Source organism: Mesorhizobium sp. M0051 (genome assembly GCF_040323235.1).
Lineage (GTDB): Bacteria > Pseudomonadota > Alphaproteobacteria > Rhizobiales > Rhizobiaceae > Mesorhizobium.
In genome coordinates this window covers 89957-116520 of record NZ_JAMYUT010000017.1, presented here as the reverse complement: position 1 = coordinate 116520, position 26564 = coordinate 89957, and the positions used below count along the sequence as shown (strand labels likewise).

26 protein-coding genes and 1 pseudogene are annotated in these 26564 nt (G+C 62.2%); 12 read left to right on the top strand and 15 right to left on the bottom strand.

Annotation, left to right across the window (positions count from 1 at the left end; genetic code table 11):
- Positions 1-2 precede the first annotated feature (2 nt).
- Positions 3-1331: an NAD(P)H-dependent oxidoreductase gene (locus tag NKJ90_RS18955; RefSeq protein WP_023757348.1), complete on the bottom strand. Its 1329-nt coding sequence runs from the start codon at positions 1329-1331 to the stop codon at positions 3-5.
- Between the two features lie 302 nt (positions 1332-1633).
- The gene (locus NKJ90_RS18950; protein ID WP_023757349.1) at positions 1634-2167 is read right to left on the bottom strand and encodes a TetR/AcrR family transcriptional regulator; all 534 of its coding nucleotides are present in this window, start codon (positions 2165-2167) and stop codon (positions 1634-1636) included.
- A 151-nt stretch (positions 2168-2318) separates the two neighbouring features.
- Here NKJ90_RS18950 and NKJ90_RS18945 point away from each other — a divergent pair, with 151 nt between their 5' ends.
- The gene (locus NKJ90_RS18945) at positions 2319-3614 is read left to right on the top strand and encodes an efflux RND transporter periplasmic adaptor subunit (RefSeq protein WP_023757350.1); all 1296 of its coding nucleotides are present in this window, start codon (positions 2319-2321) and stop codon (positions 3612-3614) included.
- Positions 3611-6694: an efflux RND transporter permease subunit gene (locus tag NKJ90_RS18940; protein WP_023757351.1), complete on the top strand. Its 3084-nt coding sequence runs from the start codon at positions 3611-3613 to the stop codon at positions 6692-6694. Before NKJ90_RS18945 ends, NKJ90_RS18940 begins: the two co-directional genes overlap by 4 nt.
- A 214-nt stretch (positions 6695-6908) precedes the next feature.
- Here NKJ90_RS18940 and NKJ90_RS18935 read toward each other — a convergent pair whose 3' ends face one another.
- Positions 6909-7370, bottom strand: coding sequence for a L,D-transpeptidase (locus NKJ90_RS18935; protein WP_023757352.1), 462 nt, complete (start codon positions 7368-7370; stop codon positions 6909-6911).
- 210 nt (positions 7371-7580) lie between these two features.
- On the bottom strand, positions 7581-7913 hold the full coding sequence (locus NKJ90_RS18930) for a hypothetical protein (RefSeq protein ID WP_198032172.1): 333 nt from the start codon (positions 7911-7913) through the stop codon (positions 7581-7583).
- 183 nt (positions 7914-8096) lie between these two features.
- Between NKJ90_RS18930 and NKJ90_RS18925 the strand changes: the two genes are divergently transcribed.
- On the top strand, positions 8097-8264 hold the full coding sequence (locus NKJ90_RS18925) for a hypothetical protein (RefSeq protein WP_023757353.1): 168 nt from the start codon (positions 8097-8099) through the stop codon (positions 8262-8264).
- Between the two features lie 72 nt (positions 8265-8336).
- On the opposite strand, the gene NKJ90_RS18920 is transcribed toward NKJ90_RS18925, so the two are convergent.
- Complete coding sequence (locus NKJ90_RS18920; protein WP_023757354.1) at positions 8337-9038, bottom strand: response regulator transcription factor; 702 nt, start codon at positions 9036-9038, stop codon at positions 8337-8339.
- 45 nt (positions 9039-9083) lie between these two features.
- On the opposite strand from NKJ90_RS18920, the gene NKJ90_RS18915 reads away from it, so the two are divergent.
- Both NKJ90_RS18915 and NKJ90_RS18910 read left to right on the top strand, forming a co-directional pair.
- Positions 9084-9857: a response regulator gene (locus NKJ90_RS18915; protein WP_198032173.1), complete on the top strand. Its 774-nt coding sequence runs from the start codon at positions 9084-9086 to the stop codon at positions 9855-9857.
- A gap of 79 nt (positions 9858-9936) precedes the next feature.
- Positions 9937-12024: a sensor histidine kinase gene (locus NKJ90_RS18910; RefSeq protein WP_023757356.1), complete on the top strand. Its 2088-nt coding sequence runs from the start codon at positions 9937-9939 to the stop codon at positions 12022-12024.
- 113 nt (positions 12025-12137) lie between these two features.
- Here NKJ90_RS18910 and NKJ90_RS18905 read toward each other — a convergent pair whose 3' ends face one another.
- Positions 12138-12548, bottom strand: coding sequence for a hypothetical protein (locus NKJ90_RS18905; RefSeq protein WP_023757357.1), 411 nt, complete (start codon positions 12546-12548; stop codon positions 12138-12140).
- Between the two features lie 430 nt (positions 12549-12978).
- Between NKJ90_RS18905 and NKJ90_RS18900 the strand changes: the two genes are divergently transcribed.
- The gene (locus NKJ90_RS18900) at positions 12979-14181 is read left to right on the top strand and encodes an aromatic ring-hydroxylating oxygenase subunit alpha (RefSeq protein ID WP_352486468.1); all 1203 of its coding nucleotides are present in this window, start codon (positions 12979-12981) and stop codon (positions 14179-14181) included.
- Positions 14182-14289: 108 nt separating this feature from the next.
- Positions 14290-14406: pseudogene (locus tag NKJ90_RS18895) on the top strand (Fe3+/spermidine/putrescine ABC transporter ATP-binding protein); the annotation flags it as partial.
- On the opposite strand, the gene NKJ90_RS18890 reads toward NKJ90_RS18895, so the two are convergent.
- The 3 genes from NKJ90_RS18890 to betI are packed head-to-tail and all read right to left on the bottom strand — an operon-like array spanning position 14370 to position 16663.
- Positions 14370-15680 carry a flavin monoamine oxidase family protein gene (locus NKJ90_RS18890; RefSeq protein WP_023757360.1) on the bottom strand — a complete coding sequence of 437 codons (1311 nt, stop codon included), beginning with the start codon at positions 15678-15680 and terminating at the stop codon, positions 14370-14372. The pseudogene NKJ90_RS18895 and the gene NKJ90_RS18890 sit on opposite strands and share 37 nt — an antisense overlap.
- Positions 15677-15925 carry a hypothetical protein gene (locus NKJ90_RS18885; protein ID WP_023757361.1) on the bottom strand — a complete coding sequence of 83 codons (249 nt, stop codon included), beginning with the start codon at positions 15923-15925 and terminating at the stop codon, positions 15677-15679. The genes NKJ90_RS18890 and NKJ90_RS18885 overlap by 4 nt, the downstream gene beginning before the upstream one ends.
- A 24-nt stretch (positions 15926-15949) precedes the next feature.
- The gene (gene betI / locus NKJ90_RS18880; protein ID WP_031259591.1) at positions 15950-16663 is read right to left on the bottom strand and encodes a transcriptional regulator BetI; all 714 of its coding nucleotides are present in this window, start codon (positions 16661-16663) and stop codon (positions 15950-15952) included.
- A gap of 212 nt (positions 16664-16875) precedes the next feature.
- Between betI and NKJ90_RS33535 the strand changes: the two genes are divergently transcribed.
- The gene (locus NKJ90_RS33535; protein WP_023757364.1) at positions 16876-17013 is read left to right on the top strand and encodes a hypothetical protein; all 138 of its coding nucleotides are present in this window, start codon (positions 16876-16878) and stop codon (positions 17011-17013) included.
- Between the two features lie 2 nt (positions 17014-17015).
- Positions 17016-17273 (top strand): hypothetical protein, encoded by a 258-nt coding sequence (locus NKJ90_RS18870; RefSeq protein ID WP_156938475.1) that lies wholly within the window; start codon positions 17016-17018, stop codon positions 17271-17273.
- A gap of 6 nt (positions 17274-17279) precedes the next feature.
- On the opposite strand, the gene NKJ90_RS18865 is transcribed toward NKJ90_RS18870, so the two are convergent.
- From NKJ90_RS18865 to NKJ90_RS18850, 4 genes are all read right to left on the bottom strand, one after another.
- Positions 17280-18338: a dipeptidase gene (locus NKJ90_RS18865; protein WP_023757366.1), complete on the bottom strand. Its 1059-nt coding sequence runs from the start codon at positions 18336-18338 to the stop codon at positions 17280-17282.
- 143 nt (positions 18339-18481) lie between these two features.
- Positions 18482-18781, bottom strand: a complete 300-nt coding sequence (locus NKJ90_RS18860) for a GNAT family N-acetyltransferase (RefSeq protein WP_023757367.1) — start codon at positions 18779-18781, stop codon at positions 18482-18484.
- Between the two features lie 3 nt (positions 18782-18784).
- Complete coding sequence (locus NKJ90_RS18855; RefSeq protein WP_023757368.1) at positions 18785-19405, bottom strand: alpha/beta hydrolase; 621 nt, start codon at positions 19403-19405, stop codon at positions 18785-18787.
- 4 nt (positions 19406-19409) lie between these two features.
- Positions 19410-20342, bottom strand: coding sequence for a VOC family protein (locus tag NKJ90_RS18850; RefSeq protein WP_023757369.1), 933 nt, complete (start codon positions 20340-20342; stop codon positions 19410-19412).
- 228 nt (positions 20343-20570) lie between these two features.
- Between NKJ90_RS18850 and NKJ90_RS18845 the strand changes: the two genes are divergently transcribed.
- Positions 20571-22145, top strand: coding sequence for an alkaline phosphatase family protein (locus NKJ90_RS18845; protein WP_023757370.1), 1575 nt, complete (start codon positions 20571-20573; stop codon positions 22143-22145).
- Positions 22146-22187: 42 nt separating this feature from the next.
- Here NKJ90_RS18845 and NKJ90_RS18840 read toward each other — a convergent pair whose 3' ends face one another.
- Positions 22188-23435, bottom strand: coding sequence for a PRC-barrel domain-containing protein (locus NKJ90_RS18840; RefSeq protein ID WP_023757371.1), 1248 nt, complete (start codon positions 23433-23435; stop codon positions 22188-22190).
- A gap of 280 nt (positions 23436-23715) precedes the next feature.
- On the opposite strand from NKJ90_RS18840, the gene NKJ90_RS18835 reads away from it, so the two are divergent.
- On the top strand, positions 23716-24636 hold the full coding sequence (locus NKJ90_RS18835; protein WP_023757373.1) for a diacylglycerol/lipid kinase family protein: 921 nt from the start codon (positions 23716-23718) through the stop codon (positions 24634-24636).
- A 29-nt stretch (positions 24637-24665) separates the two neighbouring features.
- On the opposite strand, the gene NKJ90_RS18830 is transcribed toward NKJ90_RS18835, so the two are convergent.
- Positions 24666-24839 (bottom strand): hypothetical protein, encoded by a 174-nt coding sequence (locus tag NKJ90_RS18830; protein ID WP_023757374.1) that lies wholly within the window; start codon positions 24837-24839, stop codon positions 24666-24668.
- A gap of 137 nt (positions 24840-24976) precedes the next feature.
- Between NKJ90_RS18830 and NKJ90_RS18825 the strand changes: the two genes are divergently transcribed.
- Positions 24977-26509, top strand: a complete 1533-nt coding sequence (locus tag NKJ90_RS18825) for a sensor histidine kinase (RefSeq protein ID WP_352486464.1) — start codon at positions 24977-24979, stop codon at positions 26507-26509.
- Positions 26510-26564 lie beyond the last annotated feature (55 nt).

Below are 26564 nucleotides of genomic sequence, written 5' to 3'. Positions count from 1 at the left end.
GATCACGCCTCCACGGACCCGTAGACGAGCTTGTCCTGGCGGGCGCGCAGTTCGGCGATCTTGGAGCCCGCTGCGGGAGCGGCGTTGGCATAGGTGATGAGTTCGCCCTTCTTGATCGACGCGGTGACCGAGCCGCCCTGCAGCAGGCCGCAGGGAATGGCCTTGGCCGCGCGCGCATCCGGCGTCGCCATGATCCAGGCGCGGTAGCAATATTCGCCGATCGCATCGAGTCTCTCGCCGGGCTTCATATCCTTCTTGGCCACCGCGCAGACCTCGGCCACGGGCTTCGCCAGCGGCACCATGTCGGCCTTGCCGTAGAGGACGACGCGGGCGCAGGTCAATGGCACCTCGAGTGAGGTCAGATGATAGGGACGGTGGAACGTGAAGTAGGGGCCTTTGCCCATCTTCAGATCTTCCATGCGCTCGGAGATTCGCGGATGCGACATGTCGGCGACGACGAAGACGCCGGGCGCGACGCCTTTGCCGATCGAATAATCGACGACGCCGACCTTCGACAGCAAGCCGCCATCCTTCTGGGGCACCAGGACCTTGGACAATTCGCCAAGCGTGGCAGTCGGGCCATGCATGCCTGGCTTGTCAGGCACCAGCCCCGTGGCATTGGCGATCGCCGCCATCTCGACCATGGTCTTCGAGCCGTCGACGAATTCGACCAGCATGCGGACATTCATGTGCCGGCGCCTGGCCTCTTCCTCATAGTCCGGGGGGATCGCATCGATGTTAAGCGGATTGTTCTTGCCCTTGCCGGCGGCAACAATCGGGTGCCCCATGGCCGAGACGAACTCGATCAGTTCCATACAGGAGGACGGCTCGTCGCCGGCACCCAGAGAATAGGTGACGCCAAGCCGGTCGGCCTCGCTCTTCAGATAGGCGCCGATGGTGACGTCGGCCTCTACATTCATCATCACCAGATGCTTGCCATGCTCCATGGCGCGCAGTCCGATCTCGGCGCCGACGGCGGGAACCCCGGTAGCGTCTATGACGACGTCGATGAGATCATTGTTGATGACAAGGCTGGCATCGCTGGTGACCGCCACCTTGCCGGCCTCCATTGCCGCCGTCATCGCCGAAGCGTTCGACACTTCGCGCGAATGCCCGGTTTCCTGGAAGGCGATATCCACCGCCTTGGTGGCGGCGGGCAGGTTCAGTTCGGAAATGGCGCCGATCTCGATGCCCGACATATGGGCGACGCGGGTGACGATGTCGGTTCCCATCTCGCCGGAGCCGATCAAGCCGATCCGGATAGGCTTGCCGGTCTTGGCGCGTTCCTCGAGATCGCGGGCAAGGCCCGTCAGCGAAACATTGGAAGCCATACCGCTTTCCTCCCATAATGCAGGCTCGTTCAATTGCCTGACGGGTATTGAACATATGTATTTGTGTCAAGACTAATGTCCAAAATTGCCGGCTTTTAGGTCACTTCCCCGCAATCCCCGCGGGACCGAAAAAGAGGCAGGGAATGGGCAGTTCAGCGGCCACCGCAAGCGAGGTGCGTCCACGACAAGCTGGACACGATGCGCAATCTGATCGCCGGTGATGGCGGTGTCGAGCACCTGACACCGCGATCGTCCTGCGCCGAGACATCGAGCGCGCCGCGAAGTGAGCGCGCTCGGCGCGCCTATCCAGCAATCTCCAGCAAGGACGATACCAGCAAGTCTCGCTCGCCTTTCGACAGGACATCCGAATCGAAGAGGTTCATGCTGCGCAATCCCTCGATGGCGAGATAGCAGACCAGCAGCGATTTGAGGTCGGGCGTTTCGCCCTTCAGCCGTTCGAAAAGCTGCCGCTTGAATGTCTTTATCGGCGTCATGAAATCGGGATCCTCGGCGATAGCCGAGAAGATCCAGGACGCGGACGGCCGTTTTTGCTCGCAATCATTGGCCGACAGCCTGATGTAGACGGCCAGCGGATTTTCGTCCTTGTCATTCGTGCGGGCGGTTTCCAGCGCCTGCTCAAACTCGCGCAGATAACCTTCGACCAGCCCCTGCATCAATTTGGCCTTGGTCGGAAAATTGTAGAGCAGCCCGCCCTTCGATACGCCGGCGCGACTGGCGACCGCTTCCAGCGACAGACTGCCTGGCCCGGACTCCCGTGCGACATCGGCCGCCGCAGCGAGAATTTTCTCGCGCGAGTTCTTTCTTCGGGCTCTCATGGCGCCTCCCATCGCAAGCTTAGGCCCAATTGACAAGACCGTCCAGACGGTACAGTAAGACCGCCGTTATTTGAAATCGGGACCCGCAGTCGATATGTGTCCCGATGTCCGCGCTTCGCGCCGGATTTCGACTAAGGGGACCTCCTTGCTCATGCGCATGCGCATACTCCGTATCTTTATCATCATCCTGGTCCTGGTCGTGCTTTTCGTCGTGGTCGGCGGCATCGTCGGCTTCAACTTCCTGCGCGACAACGGCATCAAGCAGTATTTCGCTTCGATGAAGCCGCCTGCCGCAACCGTTTCGACGACCATCGCCAAACCGTCGACCTGGACGCCGGGTATCGAGGCGATCGGTACGGTCAAGGCGGTGCGGGGCGTCGACCTGACGGTTGAGACCACCGGCATCGTCAAAAGCATCCTTTTCCACGCCAACCAGAAAGTGGCCGACAATGCCGTTCTGCTGCAGCTCGACGACGCCGTCGAGCGCGCCGATCTCGACGCACAGAAGGCACAGGCCGCGCTCGATCAGACATCGCTGGCCCGCGCCATCGAACTGACCAAGCGTGGCGTCGGCTCCGATTCGACGCTGGACACGGCGCGTGCGGCGGCCTCGGCCTCGGCGTCCCAGGTTACAAAACTGCAGGCCGTGCTCGATCAGAAGCAGCTGACGGCGCCTTTCGGCGGCACGGTGGGCATTCCCAAGATCGATATTGGCCAGTATCTGGCGCCCGGCACCGCCGTGGTGACGCTGCAGGATCTCGACACGATGCGGGTCGATTTCTCGGTTCCCGAACAGCAACTCCCGTTGCTCAAGATCGGCCAGACGGTTCGGTTGGGCTTCGGCGGTGAGGACAGGCCGTTTGCCGGTGCCATTCGCGGCATCGACCCGAAGATCGACTCGTCCAGCCGGCTGGTCAATATCAGGGCGGAAGTCGCCAATCCCGACGGCAAGCTGACACCTGGCCAGTTTGTGCAGGTGCGTGTCGAGCTGCCCGAAGAGCAGAACGTGCTGACGCTGCCGCAGACCGCGCTGACCACAAGCCTCTATGGCGACTACATCTTCGTGGTGCAGCCGGCGAAACCAGCCGAGGCGGCCCCGGCAGCGGCAGCCAAGCCGGAGGAAAAGCCCGCAGCGCCTGCAGCGGATAAATCGACGGAGGCCAAACCTGCAGACACCAAGCCAGCCGACGCCATGAAGCCGGCGGACAAGGCTGCCGATTCGGCCAAGCCAGCTACAGAAGGCGAAAAGCGTGCGCTGGTATTGTCGCAGGTGTTCGTCAAGCCGGGTCGCAACAATGCCGGCATGGTCGAGATCGTCCAGGGGCTGAAGGCTGGCGACGAGGTCGTCACCGCCGGTCAGAACCGCCTCTTCAACGGTATGTCCGTCGTTGTGGACAACACTGTCGACCCGACCAAATCGGCGAACAAGCAGGCCGACCAGCAATGAGCGTTTCCGATCTCTTCATTCGCCGTCCTGTCCTTTCGACGGTCCTTGCCTGCATGATCCTGCTCTTGGGTTTCCAGGGCATCTTCAACCTGTCGATCCGGCAGTATCCGAAGGTCGACGAGACCGCGATCACCATTACCACCGCCTATCCAGGCGCCAGCGCCGATCTGATCCAGGGCTTCATTTCCGCCCCGATCGCCCGCGCCGTCGCCTCGACCGAGAACATCGACTACGTCACCTCGTCCAGCCGCCCGTCCTCCAGCACCGTGACGGTGCAGATGAAGCTCGGCTCCAACCCTGACGTTGCACTGACCGAGGTGCTGTCCAAGGTCCAGGGCGTGCGCGGTACCTTGCCGGACGCCTCCAAGGACCCTGTCATCGTCAAGGGCACCGGCCAGCAGTTCGCGATGATGTACATCTCGATGCAGAATCCGAACATGACGAAAGAGCAGCTGACGGAGTACATCGAGCGCGTCATCAGGCCACGCATGTCGACGGTCGAAGGCGTCGCCGACGTGCAGATCTTCGGCGCCCAGGAATACTCGATGCGCGTCTGGATCGATCCGATCAAGCTCGCCGCGCGCGGCGTGACGGCCTCCGAACTGCTGACGGCGATCAACAATTCCAACTTCCTGTCGGCCCCCGGCAATACCGAGAACGAATACGTCGTCTCATCGATCACGGTGCGCTCGACATTGCAGACGCCGGAGGCGTTCGCCGAGCTGCCGCTGCGTTCGACCGACGGCAATGTGGTGCGGTTGCGCGACGTCGCGCGCGTCGAGCTCGGCGCCGAGAACACCGACACCAGGGTCAGCTTTAACGGCAAGCCCGGCACCTTCCTCGCCATCTTTCCGACGCCGGCAGCCAATCCGCTGACCACGGCGGCGGCGCTCACCAAGCTGGTGCCGGAGATTCAGGAGACTCTACCGAAGGGCATGACGATCGAGGTCGTCTACGACGCGACCGAACAGATCAGCGCCTCGATCGAAGAGGTGTTCAAGACCATCGCCGAGGCGGTTGCCATCGTCGTCGTTGTCATCCTTTTGTTCCTTGGCTCCTTCCGTTCGGTGATGATGCCGATCGTCACCATCCCGCTGTCGTTGATCGGCGTCTGTTTCCTTCTGTTTGCCGTCGGCTATTCGATCAATCTTCTGTCGCTGCTGGCCATGGTGCTGGCGATCGGCCTTGTCGTCGACGACGCCATCGTGGTGGTGGAGAACATCCATCGTCACATGGAAGAAGACAACATGCCACCGATGCAGGCCGCGTTCAGCGGTATGCGCGAAATAGCATCAGCCATCGTTGCCATGACCATGACGCTGGCAGCCGTGTTCGCGCCGCTGGCCTTCACCGGCGGCCTGACCGGCGCTCTGTTCCGTGAATTCGCGGTCACGCTCGCCGGCTCGGTGGTGCTGTCGGGCGTCATCGCCATAACCATCACCCCGATGATGTCGGCACGCCTCCTAAAATCCGGCACGCCGGGCCGTTTCCAGCGCATTGTCGACGGCGCCTTCGCACGCGTCGAGCATGTCTATGAACGGGCCGTCACCGGTTCGCTCAACTATCGCCCGTTGACGCTGATCATCGTGCTTGCGCTTGTCGGCGTAACCGGTTTCATGTTCACCAAGACCTCAACCGAGTTGGCGCCGGAAGAAGATCAGGGCTTTCTGCTGTCGATTGTGACAGGGCCACGTTATGCGACGTCCGATTACACCGAGACATACGTCAATCAGATCCTCGGTCTGGTGAAGGATATTCCCGAGACACGGGCGCAGTTCTCGGCTGTCGCCTTCGGCGGCACGACAAACAGCGCCTTTGTCGGCTATGCCTTCAAGGATTGGGCGGAACGCAAGCGCAATTCCAAGGAACTGCAGGCCGACATTACGGCCCGTATCGCCAAAGTCGCCGGCGTCGAGGCCTTCGTCTTCGCGCCGCCGACGCTGCCGGGCTCCGGCGGCGGCCTGCCGATTTCCATGGTGGTGCGATCGACTGGCGGTTCCCCGGAAGTGTACGAGGTGGCCGAGCAGATCAAGAAAAAGGCGCAAGCCTCCGGCCGCTTCATCGTCGTGCAGAATTCCATGGCCTATGACGCACCGGAAGTGACGGTGACCATCGACCGTGACCGCGCCGCGGCGCTGAACCTGCCGATCGCCGATATCGGTCGCACGCTGACACTGCTGGTCGGCGGCGCCGAAGTGGCGCAGTTCGACCGCGACTCCAACAGCTACGACATCATCCCGCAGGTGCCGCAGGAATTTCGCGACAACCCCGACAAGCTCGGCGAATACTTCGTGCGCAGCGTAACGGGCGAGATGGTCCCGCTGTCGGCGGTGGTCAAGATTGCGACCAATGCGGCGCCGGCGGCCATCGAGCAGTTCAACCAGCTGAATTCATCGACGATTTCAGCGCTTCCACTACCCGGCGTCACCACTGGCGACGGGCTGAAGGCGCTGGAGGACATCGCTAGGGAAAGCCTGCCAGACGCCTTCTTCCTCGATTATTCCGGCCAGTCCCGACAGGAAAAGGAACAGGGCAACACCATCCTGATCGCTTTCGCGGCAGCAGTTGTCGTCATCTATTTGGTTCTGGCGGCGCAGTTTGAAAGCTTCCGCGACCCGCTGATCATCATGATGGCGGTGCCGCTGTCGATCTTCGGCGCGATCGTGCCGCTCAATCTGGGTCTCGGCACGCTCAACATCTATACGCAGGTCGGCCTGATCACGCTGATCGGCCTGATCACAAAGCACGGCATCCTGCTTGTCGAGTTCGCCAACCAGCAGCGCGAAATCCATGGCATGCGGCGGCATGACGCCATCATCGCCTCGGCCAAGGTGCGCCTGCGGCCGATCCTGATGACGACAGCGGCGATGGCGCTTGGCGTTGTGCCGCTGATCACGTCCAGCGGCGCCGGTGCCGCGGCCCGCTACTCGATGGGCCTGGTGATCTTCACCGGCATCCTGGTCGGAACCATGTTCACGCTGTTCGTCGTGCCCATGTTCTACACCTTCATCGCCAGCAAGGACCTGCCTCACCTGGCCGAGAAACCGGATCCCAAGCTGATGCCGGCACTGCCGAGCTAAGAGCAATTCCAGGAAAAGTGTGAGACGGTTTTCGGTCCGGAAATGCGTCAAAAAGCGAATTAGAGCCGTTCGCCGTTCCGTGAACGGAGAACTGCTCTAATTGCACAAGAAGTAGCTGGAAACAAAAAAGAGGCCGGGATTGTCCCCGGCCTCTTTTTTCCGATGATCGCTCCACGGCTTCGGCACAATAGACCCGAAGGCAACGACCATCAGGCTACTTGACGATGTCGATGCTGGTGTTGGTCGCCCCGAAGGTTTCGACGAGCTGGTAGAAATCGGCGGCGTTGTCGGGATGCAGTCGCACGCAGCCATGCGAGGCCGGCTGGCCGAGACGCTTGATCGCATAGGTCGCATGCACCGCGTAGCCGCCGCTGAAGAAGACCGAGTGCGGCATCGGTGCGTTGTCGTATTTCTTCGAGTACCACATCTCATGCATGCGCGTCGGCTTGAACGAGCCGGTCGGCGTCACATGGGCGCGGTCGCCGGTGGAAACCTTCCAGGCGAAGGTCGGCCGGCCATCGACCGAGACCTCCATGATCTGATGCGAAAGCGAAACGCGCGCCACTATCTTGTTGGCGGCGTGCGCCACGCCCGGCCCGGCGCCGAACAGAAGTGCGGCACCGGTCAGCACGGCAGCGGTGATGTTGATGAGCTTGGCGGCAATGGCGGTATGCATGATGAAATCCCCTCTCTATGCCGGTCCGGCCGGCTCCAATTCGATGGCTGCTTATCCCGACGTCATGTTTCCAGCAGATTTCGCAAAATCCTCGTTTGTGTTTCGAATCTGTTTCCGCTGGTTAACAAACGCCGCACTTCGTACAGCCGAAAAGAGAGCCAGATCGGCCAGGCGCTAGCGGGGCCAGGGCCACGAACATGGGATCTGCCTCTAAACGAAAGTGCGGATTGGCGGCATACGAAAGAATAGCCGTCGATTTCGAAACCAGATTGCAACAAAGCGCGGCTTCGAGCGGCATGATCCGGATACGGGCCGCAAGCAAAGTTGACGCAACGAAAGCAGCCGGTAACGAAACATGGGAACGAAATCGAACGCTCTGCCCTGGCTTCTCAGGATCGGCATCGCGGCAATGGTCATCGGCGGCATCGGCACGGGTGCCGGCACCCCGCTGGCTAGACTCGGTGCGATGAATTCAGGCGAGATTTCGACATTGCATGCCGCACTGTTTTTCGCCTCGGTCTGGATTGTTTCCAGCCTGCGCATTGTTCGGCTCAAGGCCCTCTGGCGGGTCGGTCTTAGGCTGACGGGTTTGCGCGGCCCCTCCGGCAACTTGCTGCCGAGAGGACCGAAGGCCCGCGCCGCGCCGGGGGGGTGCGGGCGGCGCGGGCACTTCGGGGGTGTCCTGAAGCGATCCGCAATACATTTCAATTTTGGGAAACTGCTACGATGAACACGAAATTTGCCGCTTCGGTGCTGTCCGCACTGCTCTACGCACAGGGTCTGCTCGGCTTTGCCGGGCTTGCCACCGTGCTCCTGAGGGACCGCGCCCATGCCAGTGAGCTCACCATGGGCGGCGACATGCCGGTGGGCCCATCACTTCTGCTGGTACGCTGAGCGCCGGGAGCATCGGGCCCAGAGATGGAAAATCCGATGCCCGACAAAAGAGCGAGCGTCAGCGCCCGGCAGTCAGTCGGCGAATTGCCGCGGCGGATCGAACCGGTAACCGGCGCCGCGTATGGTGGTAATGGTTTCGGTATCGAGCTTGCGGCGCAGCCGCACGATGCGCGAATCGATCGAGCGATCGAACGCGTCGGCGTTTTCTGCCGGCGCTGCGGCGATGATATCGTCGCGCGTCAGCACCTTGCGCGGACTGGCCAGGAACAGCCGGAGCAGCGCCACCTGACCCGGCGAGAGCTGTTCTTCCGTGCCGGAGCGATGCATGACCATGGCCGACCTCAGATCGACGGTCGCGTTCTCCAGCACGATCAGTTCCGGGGTGCCCCTGCCGCGTCGCGAAAGCAGGCCGCCAACACGGGCGGCGAGCTCCCTGACATTGAGCGGGCTCTCGACGACGTCGGCCGCCCCAAGCTCCAGCGCCAGTACCTTGTCGACAAGATCGGCCGGCCGGCAGATCAGGATGAAATCCGGTCCGCCCTCGCCGCCCCCGCCTTGGCCGCCATAACGCCGAAGCAGGTCCCGCCCCTCGGCCTGGCTGAGACTGTCGCCGACGACGACGACGTCGATGCCCTTTCCCGACAGCAGCGATTCGGCCTCCCAGGGCTGGCGCGCCTGATGCACATCATGTCCGCGCCGCTCGAGATGGTCGGCGAGCTCGGTCGCGATCACTTCGGCAACGGAGACAAGCGCGATGTTCGATCGTGCGGCCATGTTTTCAAACCGTTCCCTGGCAACCGGATATGAGTGCTGGACATCATGTTTATACCCAATCTACTTTCCACTGAAAGTGGGAGCGAAAACATCGTGCGGGCAAGAATTGTCATCGTCGAGGATGAGCCCGACTTGAGGGATGCGGTCGCCGAATATCTTGGCGCCGCGGGCTATGACGTGGTCACCGCCGAAAGCGCTGCCGCCGCACGCAGCCTCGTTGAAACGCAGTCGTTCCATCTCGCCATCCTCGACATCGCCATGCCCGGCGAGGACGGCCTCTCGCTCGGCCGCTGGCTGCGCTCGAAACTGCCGATCGGCATCATCTACGCGACCGCCGCCGGCACCGCGCTCGACCGTATCGTCGGGCTGGAACTCGGCGCCGACGACTACATCGTCAAACCCTACGAATTGCGCGAAGTGCTGGCGAGGGTCCGCAGCGTGTTGCGCCGGGTTCCCCAGCCGCAGGAGCTTCAGGACAAGAAGGCCAGGACGGATCGTCGTTCCGTTGCATTCGGCCCTTTCCAGGCCGATCTCGACGGCAGGCTGGTCACCGGCGCCAACGGCACGGTGGTCGACATGGCCAAAAGCGAATTCGACGTGCTGGAGGTTTTCCTGACCCGCGCCAACCGGCTGCTGACCCGCGCCGCGATCTCCGAGGCGATCGGCTTCACCGAAGATCCGGATTCATCGCGCGCGGTCGACATTCGCATCATGCGGCTGCGCAAGAAGATCGAGACCGATCCGGCCAACCCGAAATTCCTGCGCACGGTGCGCGGAGAGGGTTATATCTTCTCGCTGCCGACCGGCGACGGCAACTGAGCTCCGAGGCCAGTGGGGTTCGGATTCGCAGCTGTTGCTCGCTGATCGAATTGGCACGGTTCCGGAATGGCGGCAGAAGATGATCGCTGAAGCAGCAAGCACGGATATGCAGGGGTTCAGGCAGGGCGCGGCAATGGCGGCAGTCCGCGTCGTTCGCCGACTGCGTGAGGCCGGAGACTGGCAGCGCGAGATGGACGGCATCCTGGAAACGCTCTGCCGGGCGATAGATTGCCAGCGTGGCATCCTGTTTCGCTTGCGCGAGCTGCCTGGCCAGGGTTTCGCCCAGTCCGTCGCCGCCTACTGGATCGACCCTCTCTTTGGTGGCGAACTGGCGTCGCCGACCGTCATCGTGCAGTCGATCGTCAATTCGGATCCGCTGCTGGAGCGACTGGCCGAGGACGAACGGCAAGGCAAGATCTTCGCCGGGCATACGCGCGATCTCGAGGGCTTTCTGAGAGCCGATTTCGAAAAGCAGAACATCAAGTCTTTCCTGTCGGTGTCGGTCTTCGCGCACGGCCATCTGTGGGGCACGCTGGCGGTCAACGATTGCGTCAACGAGCGTAAATGGACCGATGAGGAAGAGGCGACGCTGCACATCATCGCGCTCGCCATCGGAGACGCCATCGAACGCTCGCCCTCCGAAGCCCATGCCAGCGAGGTCATCCGCCGCACCATGCTGCAGGCCTCCCTCGATGCCATCGTCGTCATCGACGAGACCGGCTCGATCATCGAATTCAATCCGGCCGCCGAGAAGATGTTCGGCTTCCAGCGCAGCGACATCCTCGGCAAGGACTTGCTCGATACCATCGTGCCTATCTACTACCGAAAGGGCTATGCTTCGGGGGCCGAATACATGACCGGCCGCGGCGCGCCAATGGTCGGCCAACGGCTTGAGACGGTGACCCAGAACTCAGCCGGCGAAGTGTTCCCGATCGAGCTGACGGCGACCGAGATGCGGGTCGCCGACCGTCGCCTGATTTTCGGCTCCATCCGCGACCTGCGCGATAAATTGCGCGCCGAGGAGGAGATCGGCCGTCAGCGCGAGAAGCTGCACCAGAACGAAAAGATGGCGGCGATGGGTTCGTTGCTGGCCGGCGTGTCGCACGAGCTCAACAACCCTTTGGCCGTGGTGGTGGCGCAATCGACGCTGCTGCACGAATTCGCCTCCGATCCGCAGACCAAGGTGCGCGCCGAGAAAGTACGTGCCGCCGCCGAGCGCTGCGGCCGCATCGTCAAGAGCTTCCTGTCGATGGTCCGGCTTCATCCCGCGGCACAAGCCGAGACCGACCTCAACCAGGTGATCCGGGCGGCGCTGGAAGTGACCGCCTATGGCGCGCGCTCAAGCGGCATCATCATCGACACCGACTTCGCCGCCGGCCCGCTGCTGGCCATGGCCGACGCCGACCATGTGACGCAGGTGGCCGCCAATTTCCTTATCAACAGCCAGCATGCCTTGGCTGGCATTGCCGGCGATCGGCTGATCAAGGTGAGGACGTTCCGCAGCGACCGGGGTCATCCCTGCTTCTCGGTCGAAGACAATGGGCCCGGCGTGCCGGAAGCGATCCGCAGCCGCATTTTCGAATCTTATTTCACCACCAAGCCGGTTGGCGTCGGCACGGGCATCGGCCTGTCGATCTCGAAATCCATCATCGAGCGGCACAATGGCAATGTCTGGTTCGAGGAAGTGATCCCGAGAGGCGCGCGTTTCGTCGTCCAGTTGCCGGCCATTGTGGCCGGCCTCGCCACTACAGGCGACAACCAGCCGCGATCCAGCGGCCTGCGCCATGCCCTGATCATCGACGATGAGCCGGATGTCGCCGGCTCGCTCTCCGATATTCTCGAACTGATGGGCATCAAGTCGCGGATCGTTCCAGTCTGGGAATCGGGTGCGGCCACCTTGAGCGGCCACATGCCGCCTGACATCGTCTTTTCGGACCTGCGCATGCCCGGCATCAGCGGCATATCGATCTATCGCGAGTTGCTTGCCGAAAAGACTGACCTGGCACGGCGTTTCGTGCTGGTCACCGGCGACCTTATCGGCGCGAAAGCCGAAATCGAGGCCTTGCCGGCACATCAGCGGCCGGAGATCCTCGAAAAGCCATTCAGCACGCTGGATGTGCGCAGCGTACTGTCGGCCATTGCCGAGCAGGCGATGACAAAAGGATAAAAAGGGGCCCCCGACTTGCGGCGGGAGCCGAAGGGAGCGCTGAGGAGCGCTCGGGGAGGTCAGAGCATGATCCCCAAACGGGAACCTGTTTCGGAATCATGCTTCGACAGAAATCAGAAAATGTTCGGCGTGTCGGTCAATGGCGCCGCGTTGGCGATCATGCGGATCGCGCGGGTCTTGTGCACTCCGGACTGCTCGGCGATGGCGCGGAGGCAATCGATGCTCTCGGCGCCCCAGGCTTGGCCCTTGCAGGCGAAGTCGGTCACCGGGATCGGCAGACGTGCGGTCTTGGTCGTCGTCTGCGCGCCCTCGATCAGGTTGGCCGGCGGGTTTAACGAAGCGAAGGCTGGCCCGATTGTCGGCGTGAACGCCATGCCGACGAAGGCGCAAGCAGCCAGCACCATGAACATCGCCATGGGATGGTCGCTGGCCCGCTGGCGCAGCGCCAGTTTCGGACGGCGGTCATTGCGCTCTGGAGCCTGGAGGCGGCGTCCGCCGCGGATCGTCTGGATTTTCGCATACATTGCCTTCCCCTTCGCTGAGTTTCTTTTTTGGTGATGAAACGAACTTAGCCGCGCTTTGTAACAAGGCAAGGTGGACGCAAGACCAGCAATGTAACGAGTTTGAAACGGCATTTCGGGCAAAACCGGGCAAAGTCGGGCACTCATCCGCCCCATTCCGACAGCGACTTTCGACCGATTCCAGCCGATTCCTCTGAAAAGCGCCCTCGTGCTCCGCTCCGATGGTTCACGAAGTCCGGTCCAGACCGCGCCCTGAAACCCCGACTAACACCCGGATTCTTCGGGACTTTCCGGGCCGCCAGCAGCGCGGATTTTGCCGCCGGAGGCCTCGCGGATTCTGCTGGGAATCCAGCCCGTTTTGCACAAACCATTGCATTTCAATGCAAAATATGCTTGTATTGAACAAGTATTCAATAAAAAGAAGAGACGTTTTATGAACCCGCTCCTCCGCGACCTGGCGATCCCCAACGATTGGGACCGGCGGGGACTACCGGGCTGGAGCTACCATTCCGATGCCCTTCTCGAGCTTGAGAAGGAACATGTCTTTCGGAATCATTGGCAAATCCTCGGGCATTTATCGGACGTACCTCTCGCCGGCGACTATCTGACCATGGACGTCGTCGGTGAGCGTGCCCTGATCGTGCGCGGCAAGGATGGCGTCGTGCGCGGTTTCAACAATATGTGCCGCCACCGCGGCAGCCGCGTCGTCGCCGAAAGCCAAGGCAATTGCAAGAATGCGCTGGTCTGCCCGTTCCATGGCTGGGTCTACAATCTCGACGGCACGCTGCGCGGTGCCGCACGCCCGCGCTCCTTCCCCGACCTCGACAAGACCGAATTCGGCCTCATGCCGCTCGATCTGGAAGTCTGGATGGGCTTCATCTTCATCCGTTTCCGCAATGGCGGGCCGCAGCCCTCGGTTGCCGAACTGATGAAGCCGATCGAGCCCGAATTCGCGCACTACAGCGCCGCCGACATGGTGCCCTCCTGGGGCATCTGGACGCAGAAGAGCCCGGTCAACTGGAAGTCGGTACGCGATGTCGACAATGAAGGCTATCACGTCGCCATGGCGCATCCTGCGTTGCAGGACCTCTATGGCGCCACCTATTTCGACGAGCCCTTCATCAACGGCGTGTCGCGCTCATTCGCCACTTACAACCCGCATGCCGGGCGGCGCTGGAGCGTCAAGAACTACGTCAAGATCGCGCCGGAGCCGGCGCATCTGCCCGACTACCTGAAGAAGGCCTGGGTCTATTATGGCATCTTCCCCAACGCGGTCATTTCGATGATGCCGGAATCGGTGCAGTTCTATCAGGAGTTTCCGCTGTCGACGGGCGAGACGCTGCTGCGCGGCGCCGTCTACCGCTACCGCGACGAAAGCCGCAAGCAGGCCGCCGCCCGCTACCTCTCTTTCCGCATCGACCGCGACACCATGTCGGAAGATGTGCAACTCTCGGTGTGGTCGAACGAATCCATGCTGTCCGAAGCCTTCGAGGGTTTTTATCTCTCCGACCTCGAATACGGCGTGCGCACCCACCACGACCATCTGCGCAAGATGCTGCCGGTGCTGGGCTTGGAGACCGCGCCCGAGGAGAAGGACATGTGGAATTTGAATGACGCGCTGAGGTCGAGGTCGTAAGGGCAGACGACGATGAGCGCTCCTCTCCCTGTAGAACGGGAGAGGGGAGCTATCCCCATCAAGCACATGTTGATCAGCGGCCGGACCAGCAGGCCGAGCTCATGCGAGCTCCTGCGACCGCTATCGGTGACCGAAACCAACGATTTCGGCGCCGACGACACCCCGGTCGGGACCTCGATCCGCCTCGCCTACGATCCCGAGGCTTTGGTAGCGATTTCCGACTGAAGCTCGGCGATCACCCTTCGCGCAGCGATCCGTCCGGCAATGATGGCGCCTTCGACATAGCCCGGAAATGACGGCGACAGTTCCGAACTGGCGAAATGCACGGGTGGCGCGCCGGCCAGGATGATGCGCTCGGCGTCGGTCGCATCCATGTCGACGATGAGGTCGCTGTAGCCGCCGACGCCGCCGAGGTCGTCGAACCAGTATCGGACGGCAAGGCCGATCCACTTTGCAGCTTCCGGACCGAGCGCTGCAACGAGACGCGCCGCAATTCTGGTGCGGAGGCCTTCCTGTCCAAAGCCACGCCATTCGATGGCCGATGGACCGCCGATGAAAACCGCCAGCGCCGGATGATCGTCATCCTTGCTGGCGTCGCAGGCAAACAAACCTGGCTGGTCACGCCACATCACCATGCCGCTCAGGCCCTTGGCTCGCCAGAAGGTGGTGGGATAGCGCAGCAGCATCTTGATCACCGTCCCGCTGCGCCAGACGCCAAGTGCTTTCTCCAGAGCCGCCGGCAGTGGCGGCGAATAATCTATCCTCGAGGCCATGACCGGCGGCACGGCGACGAGCAGACAACGAGCCTCTATCGAACCCGCGCTGGTATGGGTGGACACGCCATTTGCGCCTTGCTCGATGCGCGTGACATGCGCGCCAAGCCGCACCCGGGCGCCCAGTTCTTGAGCCAAATCCTCCGCCAGCGAATGCATGGTCTCTGCGAGAAAATATTGCAGCTCCGACACCTCGTTGGTGATACGGCGATCATTGTCGATGAGATGCCAAAGCGGCAGCTTCTCCAGCGCCTGGCACCACAGACCTTCGATCATTGAGCGAAACGCTGCCTTGGCGTCCTTGGGGTCGTCCTGGCGATCGAGCCAGGCGGCGACTGACAAGCCGGCGATATCAGTATCACCAGGCGCGATCGCGTTCATGCGATCGCGGATCGCCATCGAGCCGACATAGGTTCGTTCCGCCTCCCCCGCAGACATAGCCGGCTGGGCGACGAATTCGCCGTCTACATAGGTCTCGACCAGCGTCTTGCCGTGCTCCTCGACCAACGCCATCAGCGCCGGCATATCCTCGCACAGGAACTGACCGCCGCTGTCGACACGCTCGCCGTCGCCGATCGCCATGGACTCGACCCGCCCGCCGACGCGATCGCGGGCTTCGAGCAGAACGAAATCGATGCCGGCTGCCTTGAGCGCAAGCGCTGCCGACAGGCCGGTGAAGCCGGCGCCGACGATGACGACATCGGTTCTTTCCTGTTCGCTCTTCAATAGCCGGCCTCGATCTTCTCGAACTCTGCCACCCTGCGCTGCTTGAACTCCGGCGCCACCGGCTGCTGGAACAGCGTGTTGTCGAAAAACTTATCGAGATTGTCGAAGTCACGCTCGACGAGCGCTGTGTGGTCGATCGCCGCCATGCCGGAGCATTTGCCATGGCCATAGCCCAAGGTCTTGACCAAGTGGTCCGACACGCCGGGCGCCAAGCTCACCGTCAGGCCTCGGGTCAGTATCTTCATCGCCGTTCCATCCTCTGTCGTTTTCTATGGTTCCGTCGCGCCGGCGGCCTTCCACGGAAAGTGCCTGGGGAATGCGGCCGACAGGAATTCATTGGCCGCCTGCAACGCGATCTCCCGGGTGGTGTCCTCGGTTCCCATCGTCAACCGCAGCCACAGCCCCTCCAGCATGGCGCTGAGTGCCAGGGCCATGACCTGCGGCTCATACGCATAATCGCCGCTCTGCTTGAGCGTCGCGCACAGGTCGATGAATATGGTCTGATAGACGGCATCGCGCGCATTGCTCAGCGCCTGGTAGTTCGGCCGCGACTTGGCCTCGCCCCAGAAGGCGCACCAGGCGGCGAGCTTGCGCTTGTTGCAGATCGAACGGTCGAAATCGGCGGAGACCAGGGCATGAAGCTGATCGGCGGGGTCATCGCCTGCCTTCTGCAAGGCATTGCGCCAGTGCGCCGAATACTCGTCATACATATGTTGCAAGGTCGCGATGAGCAGCTTCTCCTTGCTCTCGAAATGGAAATTGACGATGCCGCGCGACAGGCCGGCGCCATCCGCGACATCGGCCATCGTGGTTTCCGAATAGCCGCGCTTGGCTAGGGAATCGATCGTCGCCTCGATGAGCTGATGCTGCCTGACCTCCTTCGAGGCCTTGCGCCCGCGCTTTTCGGATTCGGCTTTCCGCGCCGATTCAACGAGGGCCTCCTTGGCGACTGCTGTCTTCATGGGTCTGATGGTCTCCAGCATCGCCGGCTATTCAACCGGCTTTCGACCGCAAAGTCAGTGGGACGGTGCTCACCACTGTCAAGCACCTTCTGCATGACTTCCCAGGTTCGCAGGCTGCGCCATGTCCTTGTCGGGCTGGAGATCGAAGACAACACCCCGGCCGAACACTCCATCGCCTACCACGATGGCCAAGGGCAACATCGCCATCGCTGGCGCGGCCATGTGGTGATACTATGGCTGGCGACCTCTGGGTCGAGATCTACGCCATGCGCGAGCTGCAGTACCAGAAACTGATGAAGCGGGCCAAGGTGGTGGCACGGCCGTTCATCAAGCTCGACCGCCGCGCCGCCAATCCGCCGGCGGATTTCTGATCATGGACGACGCCGACAAGCCTGGAGAAGATGGGGAAGCCGCCGAGCAGTGGGCGCTCATCAACACGCCCCTCGGCGAAAAGTGGTCAGGCCGCACGCGGTATGCCGCCGCCATGTTCTTCTACAAGCGCAACGAGATGAGCGCCGAGACGCTTGAAGTCTACCGCATTTGCGCACGGCTCGATTTCGAAAATCCGCTGCCGATCATCCGTGATCGCGGGATCGGCAGCGATTGGTTGAAGCGCATGGGCTTCCAATAGATCGCTCTAACCTATCGTCTTCTCGAGCATGTTGAGCCAGTTGCGATAAGCGATCTTCTCGATCAGCGCGTGGCCGAAGCCACGCGCTGCCAAAGCATCGATCAACTTCGGCAGGCCAGCGACGTCGCCGATGGCCGCCGGGATCATGGCGCCGTCGAAGTCCGAGCCGAGGCCGACGCCGTCCTCACCCAAAGCCTGCAGCAGCGAATCGACATGGCGCACCATGATGTCGAGGCTGGTGTCGGCATTCATCCGGCCGTCCTCGCGCAGGAAGCCGGTGGCGAAATTCAGTCCGACCATACCGCCGGATTCGCGGATCGCACCGAGTTGCCAGTCGATGAGGTTGCGCGAATGGCCGCTGATCGCATGCACGTTGGAATGGGTGGCGACCAGCGGCGCATCGCTAAGCGCGGCAACATCGCGAAAACCTTTTTCGTTGAGATGCGAGAGATCGATCATGATCTTCAGCTGGTTGCAGGCCTTGACCAGTGCCTTGCCGGCATCGGTCAGGCCGGGCCCTGTGTCGGGCGAGGAGGGGAAGCGGAACGGCACGCCGTGACCGAAAGCATTAGGCCTGCTCCAGACGATGCCGAGCGAGCGCAGGCCGGCCTGATGCAGCACGTCGAGCATGGTAAGCTCGGGATCGATCGCTTCGACCCCTTCGATATGGAACACAGCTGCGATCGAGCCTTGCGCCATGGCATTGCGCACGTCGCCCGCGCTGCGGCAGACGGTGAGAGCTCCGGCCCGTTCCAGCCGGAACAGGATCGAGGCCATCGCGATCGTCGAGGTTAGCGCATCACTACGCGGAACCTCGGGCGGCAGCGGCTCCGCATCGCTCGGAGCCAGGGGCACGGGGCTGCGCCTGGATTTCTCGACGGGCGGCGGAAAGATGGCGAACATGCCGCCGGCAAAGCCGCCGGCCTTGGCACGCGGCAGGTCGATATGGCCGCCCGATTTTCCCTCTATGAACAGCTTTTCGACATCCGCGTCTTTCGACTGATAAAGTCTGAGCAACGTATCGTTATGGCCGTCGAAGACGGGAACGAGGTCGGTTTCGGTCATGGGGGATCATTCGGTTCGTTTGTCGGCGATGTGGCTGCTGTAGATCATATCTACTTAGGCAGGATGCGCCACCCGGGCAAATGCCAAAGCCACCCCGGTGAGACTGCAGCCGCTTGCCACGCCGTTTGCGAACAACGATATCCCTACTTCTTCAGCACGTCGGCCCATTCCTGGTGGCGGCGGAACTGGGCGTTGGCGAACGGGCAGAGAGGAATGATTTTCTTGCCCGCTGCACGCGCATCCTCGACGGCGCGGGTGACGAGCCGAAGCCCGGCACCCTGGCCGCGAAACGCGTCCGGCACCTCGGTGTGGTCGATGATGATCTGGTGCTCGCCAATCTTGGTGAAGGTCATTTCGGCCTCGGCGCCACCGGGCCCGCGCAGGACATAGCGCCCCTTGGAACCGCGATCCTCCAATTCGATCTCAGGCAGTTGGTCAGGCATCGCTTACACTCCTTGGGTGGCGCCGGCGAAGAGCCGCCGCGCCGCTTCGATCTCGTTTGGCCGCACCTCGTGCCCGCCTTCATGCCACTCCACAGTGACATCGGCACCATCGGCACGCAAATAGGCTTCGAGCCGCGTCGTCAGGTTCGGCGGGCATATCGGATCGCGCTTGCCGGCGGTCAACAGAATATGACGGCCCGCGAGGCTGCCCTTGACCTTCGGTTCGAACGGGATGAGCGGATGCATCAGCACTGAGGCGTCGAACCGCGCCGGTCTGGCAAAAATAACGGAGGCCAGGATGTTGGCGCCGTTGGAGTAGCCGAGGCCGAGCACGGCCGACGGCTTCGCCGCCTCGACATGCGCCTTGACGAAGCCCGCCATCTTGTCCGTCGCCCGTGCCAGATCGTCCATGTCGTAGACGCCCTCGCCGGTGCGGCGAAAGAAGCGCGCGGCACCTTGTTCCGACACGTCGCCCCGCGGCGAAATGATGGTCGCCTGCGGCGCGAGATCGCGCCCCAGCGACAGAAGCTGGTTCTCATCGGCTCCCGTGCCATGGAGGACGAACAGCAGCGGACCGCCCGGCGAACCGGGCAGCAGCTTGTGGACGTACGCGTCCTTGCTCATGAGCTCAGCCTTCCAGTTTCTGCAGATGCTGTTCGAGATGGGATCGCAGGTGCTGATGCTGCGTCGGCAGCTTCAACGCCTCGCCGAGATGAGCGGTATCCTCGTCGCGATCGAAGCCTGGCTCGTTGGTGGCGACTTCGAACAGCACGCCACCCGGCGTGCGGAAATAGATCGCCCAGAAATAGTCGCGATCGATCACCGGCGTCACCCCATAGCCGGTGTCCATCAACGCCTTGCGCACTTCGAGCTGCTTGGCGCGGTTCTCGACCGCGAAGGCGACATGGTGGACGGAGCCGGCGCCCAGATCGGCGAAGGCGGCGGTCGGCAGCGATTCGATGTCGACGACATCGGCGCCGTTGCCGTTCTTCACAGCGAGCCGCCTGACATTGCCTGATTTCTCGATCTCCTCGTAGCCCATGAATTTCAAAAGCTCCTCGGTAGCGCCGCCATCCTTCAGACGCAGCGACACCGAGTGGAAGCCGCGGATCGCCTCATCAACGGGAATGCCGCCTTTCGCCCATGGCGCTCTGCTGTCCGCCTTGTCTTCGACCAGCGCGAAGCCATCGCCATCGGGGCCTGCAAAGGCCAGACGCTTCTCGCCGAACGTCACTTCGCGCGACACGCCGGCGACGCCCTCATCGGCAAAACGCTTTTCCCAATAGTCAAGCGTACCCTCCGGCACCGAATAAACCGTGGTACCGACTTCGCCGACGCCATGCCGGCCCTTTCCGATGTTGGGGAACGGGAAATAGGTCATCACCGAACCGGGCGTGCCTGTCTCGTCGCCATAATAGAGGTGGTAGACATCGGGCGCGTCGAAGTTGACGGTCTTCTTGACTCGGCGCTGGCCGAGCTTCTGGGTGAAGAACTCATTGTTCTGCCGGGCATCCCTGGCCATCGAGGTGACGTGATGCAGGCCCTTGATCTGGTCGAGCATTGTCTTGCTCCTTCCCTTGGTGCTTGTGCGGCCCTCGCCGCTGTCCACGCCAATATGAGGACGCGGGCGCTTAAGGCAAAGGCGGCAAACACAGAATGGACTGTGTTGTATAAGTGAACAATTCATGGGGAACCGTTCACCAAACGACTCACAAGACAGACTTGCGCCGTCGGCAGAATTCGGTTCCATGAGCGGCGTTTTCGAGCATCCGGACAGGGGGTATCGCGAGTGACTGGGAAAACCAGGCGGCCTAACATTCTGCTGATCACATGCGACCAGTGGCGCGGCGATTGCCTGTCGGCCGCGGGCCACCCGCTCGTGAAGACGCCGAATGCCGATGCGCTGGCCGCGGAGGGTGTGCTGTTCAAGCGGCACTATGGCGGCGCGGCGCCCTGCTCGCCGGCCCGCGCCTGCCTCTACACTGGCCTCTACCAGATGAACAACCGCGTCTGCCGCAACGGCACGCCGCTCGATGCCAGCCACGGCAATATCGCGCTGCATGCGCGCGGCCTGGGCTACGATCCGACGCTGTTCGGTTACACCGACGTCTCGCTCGATCCACGCTTGCTGGCGCCGGGCGACCCGCGGCTGCAAAGCTATGAAGGCGTGCTGCCGGGCTTTGCGGTGCGCCAGTTGCTGCCTGAACATCAGAAACAGTGGCTTTCCTGGCTGAAGCAGCGGGGCATCGACATCAGCGCCGGATCTCCCGACATCCACCGCCCGGTGGCCCAAGGCAAGGCCAGCGCATCCGTCAGCAACGCGCCGCCTGTTTACGCCAGGAACGAAACTCCAGCCGCCTTCCTGACCTGTGAATTCACGCGCTGGCTCGGCGAGCAGCAGGACGCGGCGCCTTGGTTCGCGCATCTTTCCTTCATCAGCCCGCACCCGCCCTTCATCGTCCCGGAGCCCTACAACACGATGTATGATCCGGGCGACGGGCCTTCCTTCCAGCGTGCGGCAAACTGGCAGACAGAGGCTGAAAGCCATCCCTATCTCGCCTTTGATCTAGGCCGGCAGAAGCAGATGAAATTCCGTCCCGACGCCAAGGGCAAGGTGCACGACTGGAACGAGGACGACTTTCGCCGCATCCGTGCGATCTATTACGGCATGATCTCCGAGGTCGACGCGCAGCTCGGTCGCATCTGGCAATCGGTCAAGGCCGCGGGCGCGTGGGACGACACCATCATCGTGCTGACATCGGACCATGCCGAAATGATGGGCGACCATTTCATGCTCGGCAAGGGCGGCTACTTCGACGGCAGCTATCACATTCCGCTGATCATTCGCGACCCGCGCCACGCCCAGGCCGCCGGCGGCAGCGTCGATCGCTTCACCGAAGCTGTGGACATTTTGCCGACGCTTCTCGATCTGCTCGGCGAAGCACCCGCGCCGCATCTCGACGGATACTCGGTGAAGCCGTTCCTGGACGGCGGAAGCCCTCCGGACTGGCGCGATGCCGCGCACTGGGAGTTCGATTTCCGTTCGATCGCCGATGGTGAGGCTGAACGGCATTTCGGCATCGCCTCACGCCAGTGCAACCTCGCCGTCATCCGCACAGAAAAATTCAAATATGTGCATTTCGGTGGCGGCCTGCCGCCGCTGCTGTTCGATCTGGAAAATGATAGGGGCGAGTTGAACAATCTGGCCGCCGATCCAGCCTATCTCATCGTGCGGCTGGAGTTCGCCGAACGGCTGCTTGCCTGGCGAGCCGAACATCTCGACCAGTCGCTGGCACTGGCAGAACTGACCGAGCACGGCGTGGTTGGTCACATAGCCTGGAGTGGTAAGGGAATAGGGCAGTAAGGCGAACCGGTACGTCGACGGTCCAGCCCTACTGCCTGTTGCCTACCTCATGATCATGCGCTGCTGATCGCGCTTTTGGGCATAGCTGCCTTTGTCATAGGCGGTTTGAGCCTCAAGCTGTTGCTTGGTGAAGGTCGTGTAGAGATACCTCTTGCCGTTCTTGTCGGTCATGAATTTGAGATTGTCCATGCCGACCGCGACTTCCTTCGCGCCAATGCCGAGGAAGCCGCCGACATCGACGATCACTGCATCGGGTTTTTTGTCGGGGGTCAAGACGACGTCGCCGATCACGCCGACCTTGGCGTCGTTGGCACCGTAGACGGTGGTGCCCTTCAGATCGTCGACGCGGATCTCACCAACCGGCATTTCCGTCAGCGCAGACTTGTCGATGGCTGCGGTCTTTGTCTGGTCGGGTGCCGTCGCGGCGGCCGGTGCGGTTGCTGGAGGCGCATTGGAAGCCGTCGTTGCCGGCAGCGGATCATAGGCCTTGCGGTTGAAATCCGGCTGCGCCTGCAGCTCTTCCTTGGTGGTCTGGGCCACCAGCCAGCGATCGCCGTTCCTCTCGGCCCATTTGGCCTTGTTGAAATCATAGGGGACGTTCTTGGCCCCTATACCAAGGAATCCGCCAACGCCGATGATCAGGGACTGCGCTTTGCCTTCCTTGGTCAGAACGATGTCGTTGACACTGCCGATGTTCTGCGCGTCATCGCCGGTGCCGTTGTAGACGGTTTCGCCAATGATGTTGGTGGCAAGATTGCCGTCGGCGCGCTTCACGGGTTCCGTCGGAGCGGCGTTCATGTCGACAGGCTTTTGCGCGGTATCCGTCGTCGCAGGTGCTGTTGGCGCCGCAGTCGGAGCGGCAGGCGCAGGAGCGTAGGGTTTCGTGTCGAATTCAGCCTGCGCAGTCAACTCTTCCTTGGTGGTCCGGGCAACCAGCCAGCGGTCGCCGTTCTTTTCGGCCCATTGCAGTTTGTCATAGTCGAACGCGACATTTTTCGTGCCTACACCCAGAAAGCCGCCCACGCCTATGATGACGGATTTCGCCTGCCCATCCTTGTCGAAGACGACGTCAGTGACTTTGCCGATATTCTCGGCATCATCGGCGGTGCCGTTGTAGACGGATTCGCCGATGATGTTGGTGACGATGCTGCCCTCTGCGCGCACTGGAGCGGCGCCTGGCTGCTGAACGGCAGGACCGGTCGCTGGCGCCGGGGCTGTCGTGCTCTGCGCGTAGGCCCCGGTCGCGACCAGCGCTGCGAGTGCGGTCGTGGCTAAGAGGTTGCGGGTCATGATGTTCTCTCCTCGTGCCTGATTTCGTGCACGCCACGCATCGTCGCTAAAGGCGATCGGACGCGGCGTCTTTTACAGCTTCACAACGTCGTGAGCATGCTGTTGTTCCGACAAAAAGCGCGGGGCATCCGTGCCAGAATCACCGGGCGATGTGCCTTGGCCGCAGAGCAAGCCGAGCGAATGTCGATTGCTCTCGAGCGGAACCTTTCCCGCTTCGCCGCGTTTCAGCCTGCGGCTGGGTCTGTCCCGGTCCAACCATGGTCGAATAACGGAGCGGGGCATGAAATTTGCAGCGGTGCTGAACCGGGAAGGTGGCACCTTGCGCACAACCGACATTGCCGCTTTCTCCGATAGGATGCATCGGGCGCTGGAGACGGCAGGTCACTCTCTCAGCATCGAGATTGTCGCCGGCAAGGATGTAGTGGAAACGCTCGACAGCGTGGCTTCACGTCGCACTATCGATGTCGTGCTGGCCGGTGGCGGCGACGGGACCATTTCCGCCGCGGCTGCCCGGCTAATGGGCACGAAGAAGGCGCTCGCCATATTGCCGGCAGGTACCATGAACCTGTTCGCGCGCGGGCTGGGTATTCCCCAGACGCTCGATGCCGCGCTTGAATCTTTCGCCGACGGCGAAATCATTGCGGTCGACATGGCGACTGCCAACGGCAGGCCCTTCATCCACCAGTTCTCGATCGGCATACATGCGAAGCTGGTGCAACTGCGCCAAAAGATGGAGTTTGGTTCACGCCTGGGGAAAATCCGCGCCTCGGCCAAGGCGGCCTGGGCCACGATCAACAATCCACCGGCGATGAACGTGACGCTCAGCATCGGCGACGCCGAGATGGCGGCCCGCATTACCGGCATCGGCATCACCAACAATCTGTTCGGCGAAGGCCACTTGCCATATGCCGACAACCCGGCAGGCGGCGTGCTTGGCGTCTATATCACGGTGGCGCAACAGCGCGCCGAACTGGTCAAATTCTTCTTCAATATGGCGCGCGGCAAATGGCGCGACAACGAACATGTCGAAATTCATCAGGCGAACAAGACGGTCCTGAAAATCCATTCGGGGAGCAGCAAGTTTCGCGCCGTGATGGATGGAGAACTGGTCCGTCTCGACCGTGAAACGACGATCGAAATCCACCCTGGCGCACTGAATGTCCTGGTGCCGGCCAGCGTCGCCGAGGCAAAGGCTGCCTGATGCGATCTCTAGCGATGAAGCCCGAAAATCTAGCCGCTCGGCGCACTTCCTTGCTCTGTCGCCGGCGTCTTGACAATTTCACCATAGATCTCGGCGATGCCCCAGGCGGCGAAGGCCAGCAACAGTGCGGCAATCAAAATGCGCAGGCCGTGCCAGCCCCATCGCCCCTGACGCGCTTTGTTTTCGGGAATGATCTTGGGCATGGTCGGTCCTTATCTCGTTTTGCACCAGGTGACGCGTCTGGCACAATATGGTCAGGTAACGGTTCCTCGCTAGGATGGTTCCGGGCCGACGAAGACGGCGCGCCGGCGAGGACGAAGACCGGGCATTGGGGACTTGGGTGAATAGCAAGGCCAAGATAGTGCCGGATTTGCCGGCCGAAGTTGCGTGCGCGGTCGAGGACGAGGACCGGCTGGCCGTGCTGCATGGGCTGGAGATACTGGATACTGCGGCCGACCCGGATTTCGACCGCATCAGCAGTCTTGCCGCGGCGGTGATGCAGGTGCCGATCGCCACTGTCACCCTCCTCGACCATGGGCGGCAATGGTTCAAATCCTGCTTCGGTTTGGACAAGACCGCACCCGCGACCGACACGTCCTTCTGCGCCCATGCGATTGCCGCCGGCCACGAACCGATGGTGGTCACGGATGCAACGACGGATCCCCGTTTCAAGGCCAACCCGCTGGTCACTGGCAAGCACCATGTACGCTTCTATGCCGGCGCGCCGATAATCGTGGCTGGTGCCCGCATCGGCGCGCTGTGCGTGCTCGACAGCAAGCCTCATCCCTTTCCATCCCGCGCCGAGCTCGACCAGTTGAAGGCGCTCGCCGACCTCGCCGCCAGCCTGTTCATCTTGAAGGACGCGACCCGCAGCGGCGCCATCGCCGAGGCTGCACTCGTGCGCGAGGAAAAACGACGCGCCATCGCGCTCGACGCGGCGTCGCTCGCCAGCTGGGCGTGGGACATCCGTACCGACGTCATCGAATGCGACACCTTGCTGACAGAGCTGTTCAACCTGCCGCGCTCAAACCGGCTGCGGGCACGCGACATCCTCACCGCCATCGATCCGCGCGACGTCTACCAGACCGAGACCCGCTTTCGCGATGCCTTGACCGGTAGCGACGACTATTTCGGCGAATACCGGGTGAAGGGCATTCATCCGCCACGCTGGCTCGCCACGCGTGGCCGCGTCATCGAGCGAGACGGCGACGGCAAGCCGACGCTGATCTTCGGCGTCAACTACGACATATCGGAGCGCAAGCTTGGCGACGAACGTCAACGGCTGCTGCTGCGTGAGCTCAACCACCGCGTCAAGAACACGCTGGCGACGGTCCAGGCACTGGCGACGCAGACCGTGCGCCATGCCCGCCAGCCGAGCGAATTCCTCGAAGCCTTCGGTGCCAGGCTTCAAGCCCTGGGCATCGCCCACAACCTATTGTCCGACCGCGAGTGGCGTGGCATCGGCATCCGTGAACTCGTCCAGATCGAGGTCAGGCCCTTCGACACGGCCAAACAGGCGCGCCTGACGATCTCCGGCGACGATTTGCTGCTGTCGCCCGACCAGGCCGTAGGGCTCGGCCTGATCCTGCATGAACTGGGTAGCAATGCACTGCAGTACGGATCGCTGTCGGTGGTATCAGGCAGGATTGATCTCGGCTGGAGGAAGCAAGGCAGAAAGGGCGCCCAACGCCTTGTGCTGACCTGGCGCGAAAGCGGCGGCCCGCAAGTCGTCCCGCCTGAGCGGCACGGCTTCGGCTCGATCCTCATCCGCCGCAGCCTTGCCAAGGTCATTGCCAGCGAAGTGACCCACGAGTTCCGACCGGAAGGTGTGTTTGCCGAGATATCGATGCCGCTGGAGGATCTGTCGAAGTAACAGGCCACAATCCCGAAAAGTGGAAGCCGATTTCGGGAAAGATCATGGTCGACAG